This window comes from Robertmurraya phoenicis (genome assembly GCF_047302285.1).
Classification (GTDB): domain Bacteria; phylum Bacillota; class Bacilli; order Bacillales; family Cytobacillaceae; genus Robertmurraya.
In genome coordinates this window covers 2611344-2630154 of sequence record NZ_CP154845.1, presented here as the reverse complement: position 1 = coordinate 2630154, position 18811 = coordinate 2611344, and the positions used below count along the sequence as shown (strand labels likewise).

Genomic DNA, 18811 nt, shown 5'->3' with positions numbered 1-18811 from the left:
ATTATAATACAGATATTAAATTGATGAGAGGGGAGAATAGTTTGAACGGCTTTTTTGGACATCAATATGAGCTCTTTCCCTTTCGAATATTTTCTGTTTATCATGTCATCGTACTAATCGTGTTTTTTTTAGTTTGTCTATTTATTGTGAAATTTAGAGAGTCTCTTAAAAAGAGTGAAAGATGGATAAAGATTGTCATGTTTATAGGACTCTTTCTTCTTGAATCACTTTATCATATTTGGTTGTATGTCGGTGAACAATGGGACATGACCTTTGCCTTACCGCTTCATCTTTGCTCTATCAGCTTGCTTCTTTGTCTAATTCTACTCGTAACCGATTCGAAGCTTATTTTTCAGTTCGTCTATTTTTTAGGATTAGCTGGTGCCATGCAAGCGATGGTGACACCAGAACTATTTGTAGGATTTCCACATTTCCGTTTTTTCCAGTTTTTTATTACGCATATGTTGATTATTTGGGTCGCGTTATTTTATGTATTTATAAAAGGGTATGTGGTAACAAAGAGAGGGATGTGGCAAGCCTTTACGTTTCTTAATCTCTCAGCTGTGTTCGCCTATTTGGCCAATGCAGTGACTGGTGGTAACTATATGTTTTTGGCTCGTAAGCCTTCAAATCCATCTTTAATTGATTATTTAGGTCCTTATCCTTTTTATATTTTAGTATTAGAAGGTATTGCCTTCATTTTGTTTTTTATTTTGTATCTTCCGTGGATAAAGAGAGAGGGGAAAGAATGAAGAAAATTATGGTCATCGGTGTTTCAGCAGGCGCAGGAAAATCAACATTGGCAAAAAAGCTAGCAGAAAAATTGGCCATCCCAGTTTATCATTTAGATACTCTATATTGGAAGCCTGGTTGGGTTGAATCCGATATCGATGAGTTTTGGAATGCTCAAGAGGAAATCGTACAGCAATCAAAGTGGATTATCGAGGGGAATTATAGTAGTACGTTTGATCTTCGCTTTGCTCATGCAGATACAATCGTCTATGTGGAAAAACCTCTGCTCACCTGTCTGTATCGGGTTGTCAAAAGGAGAATCCAAAACCATGGGAGAACTCGGAGTGATATGACTCTAGGATGTGAAGAGAAGATCGACTGGCAATTTATAAAATTTATCCTGACTACATACCATCGTCGCAAAAAGAAAATGGCGGAACGCTGCGAAAGGTTCAAGGACATGAAACAGGTCATTACAGTACGGAATAACCGAGAGATTGAGGCACTATTGGAGCGACTGGGGTAGGTTAAGTTGACAAAAACATGTGACACATGGCTTACTCCCTATAAATGGGATGTTATGAGGTTAGTCGAGTAGTCTTGCAAAAAAATAAACGGAAATTTTTCGCTTAAGTGTTGAAGGGTGCTTGTTTTTTCGGATACAACGGGAGATTTTTCGCTTATGCAGAGCAAAATCGCCAGTTTTTGAATTTTTCGAATTGATAAGCGGAATCTCTCCGTCTATTTATGCTTTTTTACTAAATACTTGCTATTTAAGCGGAATTTTTCCTTCTATATATCAATAGGCACTTAATCTAAATTGATGCGCGCCCTTAGGAAACAGCAGCTTTTTATTTTTCCACTTCTTTGTACGTAATCTCAATGACACGTTCCGATTCTTTATCATATTCAATGCTTACGATGACACCGAATTCTTTATCTTTCTCTTTAAGCCAAAGCTTAAATTTTTCAACAGTGGTGTTTGTCCCTTGAACACGTCCTTCATGTTTATAATCTTTTATCTCTGCGTTGGGGTATTTTTCTTTTGTCTTACTAACTGCTAATTGCCCCCACTTCTCGTAATTTTCCTGTGAATGACTAATAGAAGGAACATTTAGCGCAAAAGTAATTGGGACAGATAATAGCATTAAACCAATGAGTATCTTTTTCATTTTTAAATCTCCTTTTTTTCTTTTAGCTTGTCTTAATTTTTCAACATTATACAAAAAAAACTGTGATGTTCTTCCTTGAAAGTAACGGATTTTCAAGCTGACAGTTAATTTACACACATAAAGGAAGGGAAATTTGGGATGAAAAGATATTTTACGATTGGAATGGCGGGGCATATTGACCACGGGAAGACAACGCTGACAAAGGCGTTAACAAATGTTGATACAGACCGCCTAAAAGAGGAGAAAGAACGTCAAATCTCGATTGAGTTGGGATTTGCCCCATTATACGAAGATGATGAAATTCAAATATCGGTCGTTGATGTGCCAGGACATGAACGGTTCATACGACAAATGATTGCTGGTGTGGCTGGGATTGATTTAGTCGTCCTTGTCGTTGCGGCGGATGAAGGTGTGATGCCTCAAACAAGAGAACACTTGGATATCCTTGGTTTTTTAGGCATAAAAAATGGACTTGTTGCCATTTCGAAAATTGATCGGGTGGAGAAAGAATTTATTGAACTGGTGAAAGAGGATATTAGAGAAGAATTAAAAGGTACCGTTTTTGAACAGGTTCCAATGGTTTTAGTGGACAGTCTTTCGAATTACGGAGTCGAAGAGCTGAAAGAACAGATTATACATACATTGAAAGATCAAGAAATGCGAGATGTGAAAGGGGCTTTTCGTCTTCCTATTGACCAAGTGTTTACGGTTAAAGGGCAAGGTACTGTTGTGAGGGGAACCGTATATGAAGGAATGGTGGAAGAAGGCCAATCGCTTATGATTATGCCAAAGGGACTTGAAGTGAGGGCTCGGCAAATTCAGGTTCATCACCATCCTGCGAAGGAAGCATTTGCAGGTCAGCGTGCAGCGATTAACCTTTCGGGTGTTTCCAAAGAAGAGCTTGAACGAGGTGATGTGGTCGTTTCTTCTGAGCACTTTAATGTAACGAGAACCATTGATGTGGCGATTCGAGTTGTAGAAGATTTGGATTACATGGTCAAACAGAGGATGCCGATTAAATGTCATATTGGTACAGCTGAAGTAATGGGGCGTATCGTGTTCTTTGATCGAAATGAATTAAAGGAAGAAAATGATGACATTCTTTGTCAAATCCGATTAGATGAGGAGATTGTGACAAAGCGAGGAGATCGATTCATATTAAGAAGACCAAGTCCACAAGAAACGATAGGTGGCGGTTGGGTCATCGATCCACAAGGGCAAAAATATCGTTTTGGAGAACGGACGATTACCGAGTTAGAACAGAAAAAAGTGGGGACACCTGGAGAAAGAATGGTGACCGCTTTGATGGAAGCAAAGAGCTTATCGTTAGTCGAATTAATCACAAGAACATCACTTGAAGAAAGTGTTCTAGAAGAAGAGTTACGTAGTGACGATTTCATTTTATATAACAGTAAAGAGTATACTTTAAGGGCAATCTCCGAGATGGTTGAAGAAGAATTGTATAATCGCATGCGAGATTACCATACAGAATTCCCGATGAAGCAAGGTCTAAATAAAGGTGAATTCATACAACATTTAGTGAAGCAATTTCCGAAAGGACTATTAGATTATGTCATTGAGGAAGGCATTAAAAAAGATGTATTTAAACGAAAAGACCAATTTATTTCATTAAAAGAATTTGATGCCCATGTTCCGAAAAATTGGTTGGTACGTACAGAGAACATGATGTCAAAGCTGAAATCAGATGGCATGAAGGTTCAATACTTTTCGGACTATTTGAAGGATGCTGGTATTCCAGACAATGTAGCTATCGATTTGCGAAAATTTTTAGAAGATACAGCACAAATTGTTTCTCTTGATGGTCAATTCTATTGGCACGGAGATATCTTTAGAGAATCAGTGGAAAAGCTGAAAGAAAATACTGAAAAAGAGTTTGAAGTTGGCGCAGCGAAAGATGTCCTTGGTTTATCAAGGAAATATATGATTCCATTTCTAGAGATGCTAGATTGGAAGGGCTTGACTACAAGAATGGATAATAAACGAATTTGGAAGTAGAAGAAGAGGCTAAGTTCTCTTCTTTTTTTAGATTAAATTTTTGTAATAATATAAGTATTTTAAAAATAACAAAAATATATTAAGATAAAAGTAAGCGTTTTCTTATTCTCGAAAAGAGAGGGATTTGACATGAGGCATTTATATTTACAAGAAGAACATGAAATGTTTCGAAAAGCTTTAAGAAAATTTCTTGAAAAAGAAGCATATCCATTTTACGAAAAATGGGAGGAAGAACGGTTAATACCACGAGCGTTTTGGGAGAAAATGGGCTCACAAGGCTATCTTTGTCCAGATGTCGAGGAAGAGTATGGTGGAAGTGGAGTTGATTGGGTTTTTTCAGTGATCATTAATGAAGAATTGGAAAAGGTTGGTTCAGGATTAGTGGGCATAGGTCTTCACAATGATATTGTCATTCCTTACATTTCTTCATATGGGACGGATGAGCAGAAAAGGCGTTTTCTCCCGAATTGTGTGACAGGTGAAACGATTACAGCGATTGCCATGACAGAGCCAGGATCTGGATCAGATCTTGCCAATATCCAAACAACAGCAAGGCTTGATGGGGAGCACTATGTATTAAATGGACAAAAAACATTTATTACGAACGGCATTCAAGCGGACTTAGTCCTCGTAGCCTGTAAGACCGATCCAAATGCAGTACCAAAGCATAAAGGGGTCAGTCTTTTGGTTGTAGAGAGGGATATGCCTGGATTCTCTCGTGGGAGAAAATTAAACAAGGTAGGGTTACATTGCCAGGACACTGCAGAATTAATTTTTGAAGATTGCCTCGTACCGAAGGAAAACCTGCTTGGAGAAGAAGGAAAGGGCTTCATTTATTTAATGGAAAAGCTTCAGCAAGAAAGATTGATCGTAGCAATTGCCGCGCAGGCAGCATCAGAAAAAATGCTTGAAATGACCTTGCCATACATTAAAAGCCGTGAAGCTTTTGGAAAGCCCATTAGCAAATTCCAAAATACACAATTTAAAATGGCTGAAATGGCAACGGATGTTGAAATGGGAAGGGCTTTTCTCGACCAACTGATTTATGAGCATATGAATGGAGAGGACATTGTTACGAAAGTATCGATGGCGAAATGGAAATTAACGGAGAATGCAAAAAAAATTGCGACCGAGTGTATGCAATTACATGGTGGATACGGATACATGGAAGAATACGAGATTGCTAGACGTTATCGGGATATTCCAGTAGCAAGTATTTATGCAGGTACGAATGAAATCATGAAGACGATTATTGCAAAAAACATCGGGCTCTAATATTTCTAAAAATAATGATGCTTAATTTGGAGGGATGAAAAAATGACAACGATTGGCCGAATTTTTGATTTAACCGTTGCGAAATACCCGAATAAAGAGGCACTTTATGATGTGAGAAAGAATGTTCGCTTAAACTTTCAGGAATGGAGCGAGGAAGTAAATAAATTAGCCAATGCTCTTATTAAGGAAGGGGTAAGAAAAGGGGACCGGGTTTCTACTTACTTATTTAATACAGAGGAGTTGGCTACGACCTTTTTTGCCTGTGCAAAAATTGGAGCTGCATTTAATCCTATAAATTTTAGACTCATGGCTGAGGAACTAGCTTATATTATTCAAGATGCTCAGCCAAAGGTTTTTCTCTTTGAAAAAATGCTTTCATCTGCTATCGAACCGATTCATCACCGCTTTGATCAAACTGCCTTTTGGTATATTGATGAGGACACACCAGATTATGCAACCAATTATAAAGAAAAACTTGCTTCAGCACCAAACAACAAAATAGAGGAAGAAATTGATGAAAATGATATATACGCCATTATGTACACAAGTGGTACGACTGGTAGACCAAAAGGGGTAATTCATCGACACCGTGATATGAGTGAGCAAAGTTTAATTGTTATTGCTTCCACGAAGGTTACCTCAGAGGATGTGGGACTTGTAACGGCCCCGATGTTCCATTGTGCAGAGCTGCACTGTGCTTTATTACCGAGGGTTCATGTTGGTGGAAAAAACATCATCCTTCATCATTTTTCACCGAAAGATGTACTTGGCTTAATCGAGCAGGAGAAGATCACGAAGTTCTTTGCAGCCCCTACGATGTGGAATATGCTTCTGCAAGAGAATTTAAGTGATTATGACCTTTCTAGTTTAAAAATGGGCTTGTATGGCGCAGCTCCAATGGCTCCAAGTCTCGTATTTGCATGTCAGGAAAAGTTAGGGATTCAACTCGTTCAAGCATATGGAATGACGGAAATGGGACCTGCGATTACTTTCTTATCTGAGAACGATCAAATACGGAAAGCAGGCTCTGCAGGTCAGGCATGCTTAAATCATGAAATTCGAATTGTTAAGCCGAATGAGGATGGTCCATCGGAACCAGATGAGATTGTACCAGCGGGGGAAACGGGCGAGATCATCGTCAAGGGGCCATGTATGATGAGTGGATACTTTAACCGTGATGAAGCGACAGAAAAGGCTTTATTTACGGGTTGGTACCATTCTGGTGACATCGGTTACCTGGATGAGGAAGGCTATCTTTTTGTAAAAGATCGAGTGGATGACATGATCATCTCTGGTGGAGAAAATATTTATCCACGTGAAGTAGAGGACTGCTTGTACGGCCATGAAGGAGTACTAGATGTGGCGGTTATAGGGCAGCCAGATGACCGGTGGGGAGAGTCAGTTACGGCTTTTGTTGTAAAAAAAGAGCCTTCACTAACTGAGGAGGAGTTGGACGAATACTGTAAAAATAGTGAACTCCTGGCAAACTATAAACGACCAAGAAAATATATCTTCTGCGAAGTATTGCCACGAAATGCAAGTGGGAAAATCCAAAAATTTGTCTTGCGTAAACAGTTAGAAGATATGTTCAGTTAATGAAAACAACCGCTTGGCTTCGTACCAAGCGGTTGTTCACTATTATAATTTAAACGAACTTTTTAAAGAAACAATTATATTGAACACAGGCTTTTCTGGTGTAGAGTATTTTGGATCTACATTGAAATAACCGTGACGGAAAAATTGAAACTTATCTTGTGGCTTCACATCTTTCATATTTGGTTCAACAAAGCCTTGGATAATTTGTAGTGAATTTGGATTGACGTTTTCCAAGAAGTTCTTGCTACTATTTTCTTCACTGTCAGCTTCCTCATCTAAAATAAGAGGCTCATAAAGGCGGAATTCCGCAGGAATAGCATGCTTCGCATCAACCCAGTGTAGTGTTCCTTTCACTTTTCGACCTGTAAAACCTGTTCCGCTCTTTGTTTCAGGGTCATAAGTACAGTGAATTTCAACTACATTCCCATTTTCATCTTTAATAACATCCTCACATTTAATGAAGTAAGCGTGTTTTAAGCGAACTTCATTTCCAGGGAACAAGCGGAAATATTTTTTCGGAGGATCTTCCATGAAATCCTCTTGCTCAATATAGATTTCACGTGAGAATGGAATTTCTCGAGTTCCCATTTCCTCATTCTCAGGATTATTCTCCGCTTCTAACATTTCTACTTTATCTTCTGGATAATTTGTGATGACCACTTTTAATGGACGAAGAATGCCCATCGTACGAGGTGCTTTAAGTTTTAAATCTTCCCGCACGAAATGGTCAAGCATGGCTGAATCAACAAAGCCAGAACCTTTTGATACACCTGTTTCTTTTACAAATTCGCGAATGGCATCAGGAGTAAATCCCCTTCGACGTAGACCGGAAATCGTTGGCATTCTTGGATCATCCCAACCATCGACAAACTTTTCATCGACAAGTTGCTTTAATTTCCGCTTACTCATGACTGTGTTTGTAATATTAAGGCGACCGAATTCAATTTGACGAGGTTTGCTTTCTGTTTCGCATTCCGCAATCACCCACTCGTAGAATGGACGTTGGTCTTCAAATTCTACCGTACAAAGGGAATGGGTGACTCCTTCAATCGCATCCTCCAATGGGTGAGCAAAGGCATACATTGGATAGATGCACCACCTATCTCCTGTATTATGATGCGTTGCATGGGAAATTCGGTAAATGACCGGATCACGAAGGTTTATATTAGGAGATGCCATATCAATTTTTGCTCTAAGTACTTTTTCTCCGTTTCCGAATTCGCCATTACGCATACGCACAAATAAATCAAGATTTTCTTCGATAGTACGATTGCGGTAGGGGCTGTCTTTTCCAGGCTCTGTTAAAGTACCTCGGTGTTCACGGATTTCATCAGCACTCAAATCATCAACATATGCCTTTCCCTTTTTAATCAGTAAAACCGCTTTGTTGTACATTTCCTCAAAATAGTCAGAGGCAAATCGTAGCCCATCCCAATCATAGCCAAGCCATTTTACATCTTCTTTAATGGAATCCACATATTCCTGATCTTCTTTTAGTGGATTTGTATCATCAAAACGTAAATTTGTTAAACCGTTAAAGTCATCAGCTAATCCAAAGTTGATAACGATTGATTTTGCGTGTCCAATATGTAAATAGCCATTTGGCTCAGGAGGAAAACGAGTAACGATTTTGTCGTGCTTACCAGTTTCTATGTCCTCCTTCATAATGCTTCTAATAAAATTTGAAGAGTTTTCCAATCTTTATCAGCCTTTCCAATTATCTATTGTTATTGTCCTATTATACAATAGGACAGTAAAAATTCACAATGGTTACAAAGATAACTGTCTTTAAAGGCGAAACGCTAAAAGACAATGCCTGCTAATTTGAGAATTCTTTAAATCCTGCTCACATACACTTTCAAATCGCTTGACTTATACATATATTAATAGGAAGGTTTTTTAATATGATGGTAGGGAAAAATAGCATAAAAAATCACGATAGTATGGTATGATGATGGTGTGTTTTTTTACTCAATATTTAAGAGTTTAGAAGGAGTATAAATATATGAAATATAGATCCGCATTTGATATTATCGGTCCAGTCATGATTGGGCCTTCAAGTTCACATACAGCTGGCGCTGCAAGAATTGGTCGAGTAGCAAGAACTTTATTCGGCTACCAACCTCAAAAAGCGATGATTCATTTGTATGGTTCTTTTGCAGAAACGTATAAGGGACATGGGACAGATGTAGCCATCGTGGGAGGATTGCTTGATTTTGATACTTTTGATGAACGAATCCCAACTTCCCTTCAATTAGCAAAGGAAGCCAATATGGAAGTGGAATTCGTCGTTGAACATACCGTTACAGACCACCCGAATACGGTTCGTCTGAGACTTTTTGATGAGACGAAGGAATTAGAGGTCGTTGGCATTTCCATTGGTGGAGGAACGATTGAAATTACAGAGCTTAATTCATTTCAACTGAAGCTTTCTGGGGAAAATCCTGCCATTCTCGTCGTTCATAACGATCAATTTGGAGTCGTATCTGCTGTAACGACGGTGATGGCACAAAAGGAGATTAATATTAGCCATATGGAAGTATCCCGTAAAGAGAAAGGGAAAATGGCGATGATGGTCATTGAAGTGGACCAGAAAATTCCCGATGACGTGATCAAAGAAATCGAGGGACTTCCAAACATCACTCAAATTATTAAAATGGTGGAATAAAGTTAGAAGGGATTGGGGCAAAATGATGTTTCGAAGTGTTGCCGAGCTAGTGGAGCTTGCGGAAAAAAGGCAAGTGAAAATAGCGGAAGTGATGATCCAGCAAGAGATAGAAGTAACGGGATTATCCCGTGAAGAGATCATAACGAAAATGGACCGTAATTTAGAAGTGATGGAGCAAGCGGTTGAGCGAGGATTAAAGGGTGTGACATCTGTTTCTGGCTTAACAGGTGGAGACGCTGTGCTTCTGCAAAATTATATAAAAAGTGGTAAATCACTAGGAGGAGATATTCTCCTAGATGCTGTGAGCAAAGCGATGGCCACAAATGAAGTGAATGCTGCAATGGGCACGATTTGCGCAACACCTACGGCAGGTTCAGCTGGAGTTGTACCAGGAACTTTGTTTGCGGTGAAGGCAAAATTAATTCCGACTCGTATGGAAATGATTGAATACTTATTCACGGCAGCAGCCTTTGGTTTTGTTGTGGCCAATAATGCATCCATTTCAGGAGCAGCTGGTGGTTGTCAAGCTGAAGTGGGTTCTGCAAGTGGAATGGCGGCAGCGGCTATCGTAGAATTAGCTGGCGGCACGCCAAAACAGTGTGCTGAAGCAATGGCGATTACATTGAAAAATATGCTCGGTTTAGTTTGTGATCCAGTTGCCGGACTCGTTGAAGTTCCTTGTGTAAAAAGAAATGCAATGGGAGCTTCGAATGCGATCACTGCAGCAGATATGGCTCTAGCTGGGATTAAGAGTCGAATTCCATGTGATGAAGTCATCCATTCCATGTATTTAATTGGACAAACGATGCCAACCGCACTTCGCGAAACAGCAAAGGGAGGTTTGGCAGCAACTCCGACTGGAAAAAGACTTGAGGCTGAAATTTTCGGACGACAAAAACAAGTGCAATAATACAAATTGGCCTGAGAGATTCTCAGGCCATACTTATACATAATAAAATAAGTTTAGTTCCTCACAAAAAAATCAAATCCAAGCATCGTTAAAATTCCAAAGACCAATGTCCAAACCACTAAACTTATCGTTGACCAAAGCATCGTCCAATTCTTTTTTGCACCGAGCGACATTCCGATAAAGACGGCAATGTGAATACCGATCAGAATCGATCCAAGTAAAGTGAGTCCAAGAAGGAGCCCATTTGGGTCTAGGTAGCACATATCGTACGTTAGGAAATTATTCGCAATCAAAAGTAGTCTTAGAAGAGGGGATGAGCCTTTTTCCTCAAAATCAAGCTTTAAAAGTCTTTTATACGATGACTTTATATAATCTGAACGAACACGATATAGCAATGGAACAGTTGTTAACTTGTTTAGTGGAGAATACGGCTAATGAAGACATTTTGACATATAAAAAAGCGATCCAATTTTATTCGAATAAGTTAGATCAAGTATGGGTGGGGGAATGAATGGTGAAGGATATCATTACTACTGAAGAAGGGTTACGAGAGCTGATCGGCTTTCCAAGTGAATTGGTTAAGAAAAAGGTCATATCGGAGTTGGATCATCATTGTCAGGACTTTATTTCGAAGTCTCCTTTTTTGACCATTTCAACTGCAGATGAAAACGGATTTTGTGATGTGTCACCACGAGGAGATCATCGAGGGTTTATTTATATCGAAAATAATCAGTCCTTAATTATCCCTGAAAGACCGGGAAATAAAAGATTAGATACATTAAGAAATATTCTCAAAAATCCACAAGTAGGACTTCTCTTATTCATCCCTGGCCTTGGAGAAACGTTAAGAATTAACGGGAAGGCATCGATCATCAAAAATTCAGACATACTTGCAAAGCTAACTGCAAGAGGAAAAACTCCGCTAATTGGGATACGTGTCGAAGTAGAGGAGTGCTATATTCATTGTGCCAAAGCGTTTAAACGTTCAGGACTGTGGGAGCCGGATACATGGTTTGATAAACAAGCCATGCCTTCAGCTGCTCAAATTATATATGACCATGCGAAAATGTCTTCTGTAGAAGAAATTGAACAAAGATTAGAAGAAGGATATAGAAAGAGGTTATAGCATATAAGTCGTACATTAACACACTCTACTTAACAAACTATCATTCTATCGATTAAGGGGAGTTGACCGAAATGAAACATTTAAGGTTTGGAATTTTTACATTTGTAGTCATGATGGTGGAATTTGGATTAGCTTACTTGTTGGCTGAAAAGTTTCAGTTCCTTCTTTTAGATTCGATGTTTTATGTAGGTTTATTTTTCAGCATCTTTTTTATCTTCTTTTCCAGTACAGGTGGCTTACCTACCAATTACAGTGAAATAAGTGTGGCCACAAGTTATCATGGATTAAAAAATAATTATAAGCTTAAACGAACCTTTGGCTCACTCAACGTAAATTGTTTCGTATTAGGCTCTGTTCTTTTTTTTATAATAGGATTTGTCATTGCCTTCATTTTGTAAATTATCGTCGCTTCATAAACAGGAACATTCTGTTTCAGGACAGATGCTCCTGTTTTTTTGCTTTAATTTAACTAGCTTCTTTGATTTGGCACAGTTTGTCTCTTCCTTCATAAAATACATGAGATACATTTTGAGAAACAAACAAAGGAGTTAATGATATGAAACAAAAGGTCTGTTTTCTTGTGACGGAGCATTCCTTTTTAGATGTGAGAATTTTTGAGAAAGAAGCGAAGAGCTTACAGAAAAAAGGATATGACGTGACACTCATCGTACCAATTGTAAATGGATATTTATTTGACATTAATGGCAAAAAGCTAAAGGATATCCCTACATCAGAAAGCTTTTATCATGAAGGAATCAAAATAATCCCTTACACAGAGCGATTAGCATTTCCATTAATATATAGCTATTTCGACAATATCAATTCTGGGCATTACAGCGGTTTTCATGATGAACTAACGAATTTAGGCTTGAGGGAAAATGCCGATATTTATCATGCTCATGAATTTCTATCCTTTTATGCAGGTATCGGAATTAAACGAAATCTGCAGAAAAATGGACGCAATGTGAAATTAATATACGATAGTCATGAGCTATTTCCTGACCCGCTTGAGCCGATGAATCAGAGAATGAGAATGGTCATGGATGAAATGTTAAAAAAGATGCTCAAAGAAGTAGATGGGATTATTACTGTTTCTGAATCGATTAAGTCATGGTATTTCCTTAAAAATCCCGAACTTTTCATTGAGGTCATTTATAATTCTCCACCTTTGGCGAAAGAATACGAATCGAATGAACGAACTCCACCGTTTACTGTCATTCATGAAGGCTTTATTAGCCAAACAAGGGGGAATTGGAGAAAAATGATCGGTATCGTTGAAGCTTTGAAAAAAGATATGGAGATACGGTTTAAAATCATTGGTGGAAAGAGAGCAAATGAGAAAAAACTAGTTGTACCTCCTCATCTTATGGAACATATTGAAATAAAAGAGTGGATGAAGCATACGCAATTACCACAAGAAATGAAGTCCGCTCATTTAGGCTGGATCGATTTAAAATTAGCTCATTCCTTAAACAATCAGTACGCGATGCCAAATAAGTTTTTCAGTTATTTAAACAACGGGGTACCTGTATTGGTGAATAATGCTTTAGATATGAAAACCTTTATTGAAAAGCATCAATGTGGGATTGTAGTTCCAAAGGATCAGGCTACTCCAGAAAATTACGCCACTGTGATTCGCATGCTCGGTCAAAACAAAGACTTACTAAAAAGAATGAGTGTAAATGCTAGAAAAATAATGGAAGAAACCTATTGTTGGGAGAAAATGGAGCAAAGACTTTTTGATTTTTACGATAGGATCGCTACTAAAATATGAAGGGGATGAATGAGTTTGAAAGTGTTACATGTACCTTATGGATCACCGATGATTGATTTATGTCGTGCCCTACAAACACATGGCGTAGATGCAACAGCTTGTCATTTTACCAGTAATCGTTATCAGTTTAAACCTGATCTATGCTTAAATTTAGAGAATTTGTCGACGAAGGAAAGAGAACAGAAACTTTCTGAGTTTCTAAACGAAGCAATTGCTGAATACGATATTTTCCATTTTCATTTTGGCGAGAGCTTTTTTCCTGATAAAAGGGATTTAGAGACTATTAGGAGAGCTGGCAAGAAAATGGTCATGCATCATCATGGTTCAGATGTGCGTATCTTTTCCGTTGCGAGAAAGATGAATCCTCATATTCGAGTAAAGCCAGAATGGACAGAGAAAAAAATTCGCCAAAACTTACAAGTTCTTTCCAACTATATTGACCACGCATTTATCCAAGATTATGAGCTATACGCTTATATTCAACCTTACTATAAGGAAATCCACGTCATTCCTCATACATTAGACGTTAGTCGAATCCAACCAGTATATCCAGAAGCAAAGAAAGTTCCACTCGTAGTGCATGCACCAACAAGACGTGATTTAAAAGGAACGGACCAAATTGAGAAGGCAGTGAACCAATTAAAGCGAGAAGGAGTTCCATTCCAATTTCAATTAATCGAAGGAATGACTTATGAACAAACGAAGGAGTGGCTTTCGAAGGCTGATATTGTGATCGACCAGTTAAGAATTGGAGCTTACGGTTATGTGAGTACTGAATCAATGGCATTCGGAAAGCCGGTCATTTGTTATTTAAGGAAGGATGTCATGAAAACATATTCTCCAGGACTCCCCATTGTCAACGCAGATCCTGGAAACATCAAAAAAGTTTTAAAAGATTTAATTAGCAGTCCACATAAATGGAAGGAGTTAGGGATGCAGGGAAGACAATATGTAGAACAAAATCATATTCCTGAAGTAGTCGCAAATCAATATAGGAATGTTTATAAAAAGTTATTGTGAAAAAGTCTATTTTTGTAATCTGTTCCAATCGTCCATACGATTCACCTCTTCCTTTCATACGGTAAAAGGAAAGGTAATTATAAGAAGCGAGGTTGTGCTATGGAAAGGAGAACAGAAGACAAAAATGTAGCAGTCATTGGATTGGGTAAAATTGGACTAGCATTGGCTGCGGTCATTGCCGATAACGGTTTTCATGTAATCGGAGCCGATATCAATCCAAGTGTTGTTTCCCTTGTTAATCAGGGAAAGTCCCATGTAAAAAATGAGCCAGGGTTAGAAGAATTGGTCGAAAGAGCTCATAAAAATAATCGTTTAAGTGCGACATATAAAACAGTGGAAGCCGTTAAACAAACCGATGTTGTGATTGTTATCGTGCCCGTATTGATTGATAAAAAAAATGAAACAGACTATCGCTATATGGATTTAGCTGTAAACGAAATTGGCAAAGTCATTCAAAAGGGGACAATGGTTATTTTTGAAACAACAGTACCGGTGGGAGATACGAGAAATCGTTTTGGGAAAAAGATTGAAGAGATTTCAGGATTAGTAGCTGGGGAGGATTTTCATCTTGTTTATAGTCCTGAAAGAGTTTACTCCAATCGGATTGTTGAGGACTTGGCAAATTACCCTAAGGTAATCGGGGCCATTAACGATGAAAGTCTTCAGAGAGCAATTTCTTTTTATAAAGAGGCGATTAAATGTGAAACCATGCCAGTATCGTCATTAGAAACAGCTGAGTTTTCAAAAGTAGCAGAGTGTGTTTATCGAGATGTAAACATTGCTCTCGTAAATGAACTAGCAAAGTTTGCAAGTGAGAAAGGCGTTGCGATGGATGAGGTCATTCAAGCTAGTAACAGTCAACCATTTTCCCATTTGCATAAACCAGGCATAGGTGTGGGAGGACATTGTATTCCCATCTATCCATTTTTCTTCATTAACAAAGGGCTACCAAATGGCATAACGACGTTAGCTCGTGATATCAACGATTCCATGTCTGAATATGCGATAGATAAACTAGAGCGCGAGCTTGGGTCATTAAGAGGGAAAAATATTCTTATTTTAGGCTTGTCGTTTCGTGAGAATGTGAAAGAGGTGACAAAATCTACCACTCTATTACTTTTGGAACAACTGTCACAAAGAGAAGCTAGTATATTTGTTAACGATCCTCAATTTTCCAAAGAGGAAATCGCAAAATATGGTGTAACTCCGCTAACTTTTTCAGATCAGATGATTGAGAAAATAGATGGAGTGATTATGCAAGCCTATCACGAACCATATGAATCTTTGGATTTTTCCATTTTCCCTAAATGTAAAGTCATTCTTGATGGTAGAAATGTGTTAAACAAAGACGAAATCACAAGTGTTGGCATAAAGTATCTTGGAATTGGGATCGAATAGAGGTGGGTGATGACATGATTCCAATGGTAGATTTAAAGGCAGAAATGAATATTTTGCGTAAACCGATTTTAAAAGCCATTAATGAAGTATTAGAAAGTGGTCAATATATTTTAGGAGACAAGGGCGAAGAATTGGAAAAACAAATTGCCTCTTATGTAAATTCCACCTATGCCATTGGGGTGGGCAATGGTACAGATGCTCTTTATTTAGCGTTGCAAGCTCTCGATATAGGGCCTGACGATGAGGTGATTACGACTCCATTTACTTTTTTTGCAACGGGTGAGGCAGTAGCACAAGTAGGAGCCAAACCAGTATTTGTTGATATAGAAGAGGACAGCTATAATATCGATCCAACTAAAATTAGAGAAAAAATCACTTCGAAGACAAAGGCGATTATCGTTGTGCATCTTTTTGGACGAGCAGCTAAAATGGACGAAATCCAAGAGATTGCAAATGAGTTCGAGTTAAAGATTATTGAAGATGCCTGTCAGGCAATTGGAACAGAATACAAAGGAAAAAGAGTAGGAGCTCTAGGAAATATTGGATGTCTATCTTTTTTTCCTTCCAAAAACCTTGGTGCCTATGGGGACGGCGGAATGGTTGTAACCAATGATAGAAAATTATATCAAAAGATCCTCTCATTAAGAAACCATGGTAGCAGGCAAAAATATATTCACACCAATATAGGGATCAATAGTCGTTTAGACGAAATCCAAGCAGCTATTTTACTACTAAAATTAAAGCATTTGGATGTATTTTTGCACAATAGAAAAGAAGTAGCGAAACGGTATACGAATGAGTTGAAAAGTTGGTTAAAGACCCCCTCTGTAATCGAGACTAGGGAGCATACGTTTCATCAATATTGTATTGAGCTAGATGAACGTGATGAGCTTGCAGAGCACTTGATGACAGAAGGGAGCTCTAGTGCTATTTATTATCCAATCCCTCTTCATTTACAGGAGGCATTCTATGAGCTGGATTATAAAGAGGGGGATTTTCCGATCGCGGAAAAAGTGGCAACTAGAATATTAGCCCTACCAATATGTCCTTTTTTAACATTAGAAAACCAGAATAAGATCATTACTAGTATTAAAAAGTTCATTTAATAGACTTCTGCGGAAAATGTACAAACTCGCCAAAATAGATGCAAATGCGGATACCAAAAAGAATAGTTTTCGTATCATATTAATGGGAGCAACAAAAGCACTCATGATAGAAAGAAAGGAGGAATTGTAATTGAATAATGATATTCTTCGTCAAATGTTTATAAATAACCTTCAATTACTTTCACAAGCAGTAAACGTTAATCTCATTACGCCTGCGGAACAAGTTGCGCAAAATGTTGAGGAGGTAGTTGGAAATTTAGGTTCTTCGCTTTTTCCTTCTAAGAATCGTCAAACATTGCGTGCCTTCTTAACAAATCTTTTAAACGAGCAAGTAACTATTTCTACCCCCCTAGAACCAATCACTGGAACGCTTATTGCGGTTCAACGAGATTATGTTGTTATGGTAGAGAGTGATGGCTCCCTTGTATTGATTCCACTTTCTCAAGTTCAAACCGTTACAGAAATGTAAGAAAGGAGTGATATGATGTTCCAAGCATTATTCTCTGCTGAGTTAGCAAGACGTGTGGGTACGAGAGTGGAAATCGGATTAACTGACCGAGTCGTTGAAGGTGTATTGTCCTCTGTATCTGGAGAACTTGCCCTTGTGGTTGAGACTACTAGCTATACTCCGAGTTTGACTACCGCCATTTCGCTCTCTGCTATTGTGTTTGTAAGGATTCCAGCGGCAGCTGCATAAGTGATTTATTAAGAAAACCTGCATAATGACTATGCAGGTTTTCTTTTCAATAAGGTACTAGAATCAAAGTTTTTCATAGGCAGACAGTAATCTCTTTTTCATATGCTCCCAGCTATAGATACTTTCCATGATGGTTCTAGAGTTTTTACCCATCTCTTCTAGTAATGATTTTTGTTGATAAAGGTAAACGATGGCTTGCGCGAAGTCTTTCGCTGTTGCGTGAGGTTTTTCTACAACATGCCCGCATTTATGCTGTTTAACCACTCGCTCCATCTCGGGAGCTTTATTGACTAAGATCGGAACACCGTTATTTAAATAGCTAAAGAATTTATTGGGCAATGCATAGGAACGATTCAGTGAATTTGCTAAATCGTCGAAATCAATCCATCCGACATCCACATCTGTCATATGCTTTTGGATATCTTGATATTCGACCCATCCTGTCATATGAATAGTGTTCTTCAAATTTTTAGGTATATGAATGGACTCACCGTATCTAGGACCTCCGATAATTTTAAATTGAAAATTTTTAATCGCTCTGGAGCAAATTTCAGAAATACCCATGATTTTTTTTATATTGCCCTTCTGAGCTTCAATACTTCCTTCATAGCAAATGGTAAATCCATTTTTAGCTATTTTCTTCGTTGGTGTCGATAAGGGAGGCGTGTTATAAACGACTTCTATTGGGAGCTGAGGGATTTCTGTTTGATACCAGTTTTTAATTGAGTCGGAAACGGTAATGATATGATTCACTTCTTTTAACATTAAGAGTAGCCGTTCTTTTAATTTTTTCTTAGCAGGCTCTGAATAGCGATTGTCTAACGGATCTGGAACTAATTCATGACTGTCATAAATGAGTTTTATCTCTTTTCCTTTCGATTTTTTTATCAAACGTTTTATACCAATCCCAGCAAACAAGGATAAATATTCATGAGCGTGGTAAATATCAGCATTTTCTTGAATCGCAAGGGTAGTTAGAGGATTGGGAAAGGCTTCTTTTTCCCATTTGTTCTCATCTTCAAGCACTTTATTAAGAAAAGGACGAGATTTCTCAAAGCTATACGTCACGATTTTGATTCCTTCATGTACAAACGATGATTCGAGAAATTTGTCTGTAAAGGGCTTGCCATTTATATCGAATAAATAACCATTTTTACGTGGAACAATCATGGTTACTTCATAACCTGCTTCATACAGTGATTTTGCTTCTTTTCGAAAAATTCGCGAATCTAAAAAGGGATGCTCAGCCACTATCATGCAAACTTTTTTCATTAATATCACCACCAAAATTAGAGTATGGATACAATCAAGCTCTGTATTG

The 18811-nt window shown here is 38.2% G+C and carries 19 protein-coding genes; 16 read left to right on the top strand and 3 right to left on the bottom strand.

What is annotated here, in order from left to right:
• The first annotated feature begins 41 nt into the window (after positions 1–41).
• Together AA0X71_RS13015 and AA0X71_RS13010 are read left to right on the top strand one after the other, a co-directional pair.
• On the top strand, positions 42–752 hold the full coding sequence (locus tag AA0X71_RS13015) for a TIGR02206 family membrane protein (protein WP_413355738.1): 711 nt from the start codon (positions 42–44) through the stop codon (positions 750–752).
• Positions 749–1258, top strand: coding sequence for a topology modulation protein (locus AA0X71_RS13010; protein WP_413355737.1), 510 nt, complete (start codon positions 749–751; stop codon positions 1256–1258). Before AA0X71_RS13015 ends, AA0X71_RS13010 begins: the two co-directional genes overlap by 4 nt.
• 325 nt (positions 1259–1583) lie before the next feature.
• Here the strand turns inward: AA0X71_RS13010 and AA0X71_RS13005 are convergent, their stop codons facing one another.
• The gene (locus tag AA0X71_RS13005; protein WP_413355736.1) at positions 1584–1904 is read right to left on the bottom strand and encodes a DUF3889 domain-containing protein; all 321 of its coding nucleotides are present in this window, start codon (positions 1902–1904) and stop codon (positions 1584–1586) included.
• Positions 1905–2042: 138 nt separating this feature from the next.
• Here AA0X71_RS13005 and selB point away from each other — a divergent pair, with 138 nt between their 5' ends.
• From selB to AA0X71_RS12990, 3 genes are all read left to right on the top strand, one after another.
• The gene (gene selB / locus AA0X71_RS13000; RefSeq protein ID WP_413355735.1) at positions 2043–3920 is read left to right on the top strand and encodes a selenocysteine-specific translation elongation factor; all 1878 of its coding nucleotides are present in this window, start codon (positions 2043–2045) and stop codon (positions 3918–3920) included.
• Positions 3921–4049: 129 nt separating this feature from the next.
• The gene (locus AA0X71_RS12995) at positions 4050–5195 is read left to right on the top strand and encodes an acyl-CoA dehydrogenase family protein (RefSeq protein WP_413355734.1); all 1146 of its coding nucleotides are present in this window, start codon (positions 4050–4052) and stop codon (positions 5193–5195) included.
• Between the two features lie 42 nt (positions 5196–5237).
• Positions 5238–6791 (top strand): fatty acid--CoA ligase, encoded by a 1554-nt coding sequence (locus AA0X71_RS12990; protein WP_413355733.1) that lies wholly within the window; start codon positions 5238–5240, stop codon positions 6789–6791.
• Positions 6792–6833: 42 nt separating this feature from the next.
• Here AA0X71_RS12990 and AA0X71_RS12985 read toward each other — a convergent pair whose 3' ends face one another.
• Entirely contained in the window at positions 6834–8489 is a 1656-nt protein-coding gene (locus AA0X71_RS12985) for a glutamine--tRNA ligase/YqeY domain fusion protein (protein WP_413355732.1), read from the bottom strand.
• A gap of 307 nt (positions 8490–8796) precedes the next feature.
• Between AA0X71_RS12985 and sdaAB the strand changes: the two genes are divergently transcribed.
• The 11 genes from sdaAB (at position 8797) to AA0X71_RS12930 (ending at position 17490) form a co-directional block, all read left to right on the top strand.
• The gene (gene sdaAB, locus AA0X71_RS12980) at positions 8797–9459 is read left to right on the top strand and encodes an L-serine ammonia-lyase, iron-sulfur-dependent subunit beta (RefSeq protein ID WP_413355731.1); all 663 of its coding nucleotides are present in this window, start codon (positions 8797–8799) and stop codon (positions 9457–9459) included.
• 25 nt (positions 9460–9484) lie between these two features.
• Positions 9485–10369 carry an L-serine ammonia-lyase, iron-sulfur-dependent, subunit alpha gene (gene sdaAA / locus AA0X71_RS12975; RefSeq protein ID WP_413362599.1) on the top strand — a complete coding sequence of 295 codons (885 nt, stop codon included), beginning with the start codon at positions 9485–9487 and terminating at the stop codon, positions 10367–10369.
• Positions 10370–10613: 244 nt separating this feature from the next.
• Positions 10614–10880, top strand: a complete 267-nt coding sequence (locus AA0X71_RS12970; RefSeq protein WP_413355730.1) for a tetratricopeptide repeat protein — start codon at positions 10614–10616, stop codon at positions 10878–10880.
• Positions 10881–11495 carry a pyridoxamine 5'-phosphate oxidase family protein gene (locus AA0X71_RS12965; protein ID WP_413355729.1) on the top strand — a complete coding sequence of 205 codons (615 nt, stop codon included), beginning with the start codon at positions 10881–10883 and terminating at the stop codon, positions 11493–11495. It abuts the gene before it with no gap.
• A 71-nt stretch (positions 11496–11566) separates the two neighbouring features.
• Positions 11567–11893, top strand: coding sequence for a hypothetical protein (locus tag AA0X71_RS12960; RefSeq protein ID WP_413355728.1), 327 nt, complete (start codon positions 11567–11569; stop codon positions 11891–11893).
• Between the two features lie 158 nt (positions 11894–12051).
• Complete coding sequence (locus AA0X71_RS12955) at positions 12052–13269, top strand: glycosyltransferase (RefSeq protein ID WP_413355727.1); 1218 nt, start codon at positions 12052–12054, stop codon at positions 13267–13269.
• 21 nt (positions 13270–13290) lie between these two features.
• A complete protein-coding gene (locus tag AA0X71_RS12950; RefSeq protein ID WP_413362597.1) occupies positions 13291–14289 on the top strand; it encodes a glycosyltransferase family 4 protein in 999 nt (332 codons plus the stop codon).
• Between the two features lie 27 nt (positions 14290–14316).
• Positions 14317–15687, top strand: a complete 1371-nt coding sequence (locus AA0X71_RS12945) for a nucleotide sugar dehydrogenase (protein ID WP_413362595.1) — start codon at positions 14317–14319, stop codon at positions 15685–15687.
• A gap of 14 nt (positions 15688–15701) precedes the next feature.
• Positions 15702–16793 (top strand): DegT/DnrJ/EryC1/StrS family aminotransferase, encoded by a 1092-nt coding sequence (locus tag AA0X71_RS12940; protein WP_413355726.1) that lies wholly within the window; start codon positions 15702–15704, stop codon positions 16791–16793.
• 130 nt (positions 16794–16923) lie between these two features.
• Positions 16924–17262, top strand: coding sequence for a hypothetical protein (locus AA0X71_RS12935; RefSeq protein WP_413355725.1), 339 nt, complete (start codon positions 16924–16926; stop codon positions 17260–17262).
• A 15-nt stretch (positions 17263–17277) separates the two neighbouring features.
• Positions 17278–17490, top strand: coding sequence for a hypothetical protein (locus AA0X71_RS12930; protein ID WP_413355724.1), 213 nt, complete (start codon positions 17278–17280; stop codon positions 17488–17490).
• A gap of 63 nt (positions 17491–17553) precedes the next feature.
• Here AA0X71_RS12930 and AA0X71_RS12925 read toward each other — a convergent pair whose 3' ends face one another.
• Positions 17554–18762, bottom strand: a complete 1209-nt coding sequence (locus AA0X71_RS12925) for a glycosyltransferase (RefSeq protein WP_413355723.1) — start codon at positions 18760–18762, stop codon at positions 17554–17556.
• Positions 18763–18811: the final 49 nt, after the last annotated feature.

Coding starts and splice junctions, on each gene's coding strand:
- AA0X71_RS12930 (WP_413355724.1), top strand. CDS start 17,278: ATGTTCCAAGCATTATTCTCTGCTGAGTTAGCAAGACGTGTGGGTACG.
- AA0X71_RS12990 (WP_413355733.1), top strand. CDS start 5,238: ATGACAACGATTGGCCGAATTTTTGATTTAACCGTTGCGAAATACCCG.
- AA0X71_RS12940 (WP_413355726.1), top strand. CDS start 15,702: ATGATTCCAATGGTAGATTTAAAGGCAGAAATGAATATTTTGCGTAAA.
- AA0X71_RS12960 (WP_413355728.1), top strand. CDS start 11,567: ATGAAACATTTAAGGTTTGGAATTTTTACATTTGTAGTCATGATGGTG.
- AA0X71_RS12925 (WP_413355723.1), bottom strand. CDS start 18,762: ATGAAAAAAGTTTGCATGATAGTGGCTGAGCATCCCTTTTTAGATTCG.
- AA0X71_RS12965 (WP_413355729.1), top strand. CDS start 10,881: ATGGTGAAGGATATCATTACTACTGAAGAAGGGTTACGAGAGCTGATC.
- sdaAB (WP_413355731.1), top strand. CDS start 8,797: ATGAAATATAGATCCGCATTTGATATTATCGGTCCAGTCATGATTGGG.
- AA0X71_RS13010 (WP_413355737.1), top strand. CDS start 749: ATGAAGAAAATTATGGTCATCGGTGTTTCAGCAGGCGCAGGAAAATCA.
- AA0X71_RS13005 (WP_413355736.1), bottom strand. CDS start 1,904: ATGAAAAAGATACTCATTGGTTTAATGCTATTATCTGTCCCAATTACT.
- AA0X71_RS12955 (WP_413355727.1), top strand. CDS start 12,052: ATGAAACAAAAGGTCTGTTTTCTTGTGACGGAGCATTCCTTTTTAGAT.
- selB (WP_413355735.1), top strand. CDS start 2,043: ATGAAAAGATATTTTACGATTGGAATGGCGGGGCATATTGACCACGGG.
- sdaAA (WP_413362599.1), top strand. CDS start 9,485: ATGTTTCGAAGTGTTGCCGAGCTAGTGGAGCTTGCGGAAAAAAGGCAA.
- AA0X71_RS12995 (WP_413355734.1), top strand. CDS start 4,050: ATGAGGCATTTATATTTACAAGAAGAACATGAAATGTTTCGAAAAGCT.